Annotated in this window: 2 protein-coding genes and 1 pseudogene; 1 reads left to right on the top strand and 2 read right to left on the bottom strand. The window is 79.9% G+C overall.

The genetic code is table 11. The features are described from left to right. Positions 1–199: 199 nt before the first annotated feature. Positions 200–1,123, bottom strand: coding sequence for a mycothiol synthase (gene mshD, locus FA014_RS18910; RefSeq protein WP_154731158.1), 924 nt, complete (start codon positions 1,121–1,123; stop codon positions 200–202). A 122-nt stretch (positions 1,124–1,245) separates the two neighbouring features. On the opposite strand from mshD, the gene FA014_RS18905 reads away from it, so the two are divergent. Further along, a complete protein-coding gene (locus FA014_RS18905; protein ID WP_154731157.1) occupies positions 1,246–2,511 on the top strand; it encodes an NAD(P)-binding domain-containing protein in 1,266 nt (421 codons plus the stop codon). 153 nt (positions 2,512–2,664) lie between these two features. On the opposite strand, the pseudogene FA014_RS20330 reads toward FA014_RS18905, so the two are convergent. Beyond that, positions 2,665–3,178, bottom strand: a pseudogene (locus FA014_RS20330) (MFS transporter); the annotation flags it as partial.

Raw genomic sequence — 3,178 nt, 5'->3', positions numbered from 1 at the left:
GACCGGGTGCCGCTGGCCCGGCCGGAGGCGCGGCCCGTGCTCGTGCTGGTGCGGCCGGCGGCCGCCGTGGCGGCGGGCGCGGCACGGCGCGTGCTCGCCTTGCGGGGGGCCCCGTCGGAGGAGGTGGCGTCGGTCATCCTCACATCGTCGCACCAGGAGGTGTCCGACGGGTGGCCGGACGGCGACCCCCGGCGCCCGCTCACCCCAGGCGGTACACGACGTCCACCGCCGACCGCTCGAACCCCGCCGCCCGGTACACCCGGATCGCCGGCGCGTTGTCGCCCTCGGTGTACAGCACCACGCGCGGCAGCCCGCGTCCCGCGAGGTGCGCCAGCATCCGCGCGGTGAGCGCGGGTCCCAGGCGTCGGCCCTGCGCGGCGGGGTCGACACCCAGCGCGTAGATCTCGCCCTCGCCCGGCTCCGCGACCTTCGTCCACCCGAAGCCGAGGAGCCGCCCGTCCTCCTCGGCGAGCAGGAACCCGGCGGGGTCGAACCACGGCTCCGCCTCGCGCGCCTCGAGGTCCGCGCGGGTCAGCCGGCCCTGCTCGGGGTGCTGCGCGAAGGCCCGCGCGTTGACGGCGACCCACGCGTCCTCGTCGCGGCCGGGCTCGAAGGCGCGCACCGTGACGCCGGCCGGCAGCGGCGCCGTGTCCGGGTCCGGGGCGACCAGCGGGTCGAGCGCCATCTGCCACAGCTCGCGGACGGCGGGCAGCCCGCGGGCCGCGGCGAGCGCCCGGGCGGGCGGGACGTCGCCGTGCGCCCACACGGACACGGCGTCCCCGCCGCGGGCGCGGGTGGCGGACAGGGCCGCGTCGAGCAGGGCGGTGCCGGTGCCGCGGCGGCGCGCGGCCGGGGCGACGACCACCTCCGCGGTCGCGAGCGCCGGGTCGCGGAGGTCGACCTGGGCGTACCCCGTGGGGGCGGCGTCCCCGCCGACCAGCAGGTGCACGACGTCCGGCCCGCCGCCGGTCAGCCAGAGCAGCGGCTGCTCGGACAGCGGGGCGACGCCGTCGTGGGCGGCAGCGGCGGCGGCGAGGTCGCGCACCGCGGCGGCTGTGGTGGCGGGCAGGGCACCGGTGCGGGCCTGCGGGGCGGGCGTCGTGTGGTCGGGCACGTTCCCCATCCCACCACTCCCGCCGCCGAGCTCGCCGGTCCCGCCCCGGTGCGCGGTGCGCGGCCGGCGACCTCGGGCCCCGCGGCGCCGGGCCGGGGAACGTCCGGCGGCGGCGCCGCGTTGGACCAGGCATGCCCGACGAGATCCCGACCGCCGCCTCGGCGGACGTCGTGGTCGTCGGGGCCGGGCAGGCCGGGCTCGCCGTGGCGGCGCACCTGGAGCGCTCCGGGTTCGTGCCGGCGGCCCCGGACGGCCTCACCTCCCGTGGGGCGGCGGCCGGCCGCCCGACCTACGTGGTGCTCGACGCGGCCGCCGGCCCCGGGGGCGCGTGGCGGGAGCGCTGGCCCGGCCTCACCATGCGCACGGTCAACGGCGTGTACGAGCTGCCCGGCCGGCCGCTGCCGACCTTCGACGCCGACGAGCCCGCGAGCCGCGCCCTGACCCGGTACTTCGGCTCCTACGAGCGCGACCTCGGCCTGGCCGTCCGCCGGCCCGTCGAGGTGCGCCGGGTCCGCGACGCGGGCGGCCCGGAGCGGCTGCTGGCCGTCGAGACCGAGGAGACCGAGCGCGTGCCGGTCCCGGCGCCCGACCCGGACGACGGGCTCGGTGGCGGCGCCGGGACCCGGCGGGCCGAGGCGGCGACGGCGCGACGCCGGGTGCGCCGCACCTGGCACGCCCGCGCCCTCGTGAACGCCACCGGCACCTGGACCCGGCCGTTCTGGCCGACCTACCCGGGAGCGGCGTCGTTCGCCGGGATCCAGCGGCACACCCACGACTACCGGTCGCCCGAGGAGTTCGCCGGGCGCCGGGTGCTCGTGGTCGGCGGCGGCATCTCCGCGGTGCAGCACCTGCTCGCGATCCACCCCGTCGCGGCCGCCACCACGTGGGTCACCCGCCGTCCGCCGGACTGGCGGGACGCCGGGTTCAGCCCGGAGCTCGGGCGCGAGGCGGTCGCCCGGGTCGACGAGCGGACGCGGGCCGGGCTGCCCCCGCAGAGCATCGTCGCGGCCACCGGCCTGCCGCTCACCGACGAGTACCGCGACGGCATCGCCCGCGGGGTCCTGGTCGCCCGGCCGGTGTTCGCCCGGCTGGTGCCGGACGGGGCCGAGTGGGACGAGGCCGCGGCGCGGGGACCGCTCGCCGACGGCTGGGTCACGGGGCCGGAGCACGTGGAGGCGGACGCGGTGCTGTGGGCGACCGGGTTCCGCGCGGCGCTCGACCACCTGCGGCCGCTCGGCCTGCGCGGCACCGGCGGCGGGATCGTCATGGACGGCACCCGCGTCGTCGCCGACCCCCGCGTGCAGCTGGTCGGGTACGGGCCCAGCGCGAGCACCGTCGGCGCCAACCGCGCGGGCCGCGCCGCGGTCCGCCAGCTCCGCCGCTACCTGGGCGTCTGACCTCCCAGCACCCCCGCACCCCGCCCGCACCCCGCACCCCCACTCGCCGAGATGGCAACTCTCGGCTGTGCCGGCGTCCCGAGGCGCAGCCGAGAGTTGCCATCTCGGCGAGGAGTGGAGTGGGGGAAGAGAGGGCGCGCGCGGGGTGGGGCGTCAGGGGCGGGGGGTCGGGCGGCGGGACGCCGCGGCGAGCGCCGCCAGCAGCACGAGCAGCGCGCCGGCCAGCAGGGCCATCGCGGTGGCCTGCGGCAGGACCCGGGCCAGGAGGCCGAGGCCCATCGCGGGCAGGCTCAGCCCGACGTACGCCACCAGGAACAGCCCCGCCAGCGCCTCGCCCCGCTGCTGCGGTGCCGCGAGGGCGGCCACCGTGCCGGACGCGGCCGCGAACAGCAGGCCGGCCCCGGCGCCGGTGACGAGCCCGCCGACGAGGAACAGGTCGAGCCGTGCGGCGAGCATCCCGGCGGTCAGGACGACCAGCCCGGCCGCCTGGGCGACGAGGCCCGCCCGCAGCCGGGTCGCCGGCCGCACGCGGGTGGTGGCCGCCTGCACCGCGGCCGCGGCGCCGAACACGACGAAGACCACGAGCCCGGCGAGCAGCCGGGAGGAGTGGTGCAGCGTGCCGCCGACGAACCCCGGCGCGACCGACGTGAACACCCCGAACACCGCG

This window comes from Cellulomonas hominis (assembly GCF_005239125.1).
In the GTDB taxonomy this organism is placed as follows: Bacteria; Actinomycetota; Actinomycetes; order Actinomycetales; family Cellulomonadaceae; genus Cellulomonas; species Cellulomonas hominis_A.
This window is presented reverse-complemented; position numbering and strand designations above follow the sequence as displayed.

Excerpts from the sequence above, each read along its gene's own strand:
- FA014_RS18905 (WP_154731157.1), top strand. The coding sequence starts at position 1,246 with ATGCCCGACGAGATCCCGACCGCCGCCTCGGCGGACGTCGTGGTCGTC.
- mshD (WP_154731158.1), bottom strand. The coding sequence starts at position 1,123 with ATGGGGAACGTGCCCGACCACACGACGCCCGCCCCGCAGGCCCGCACC.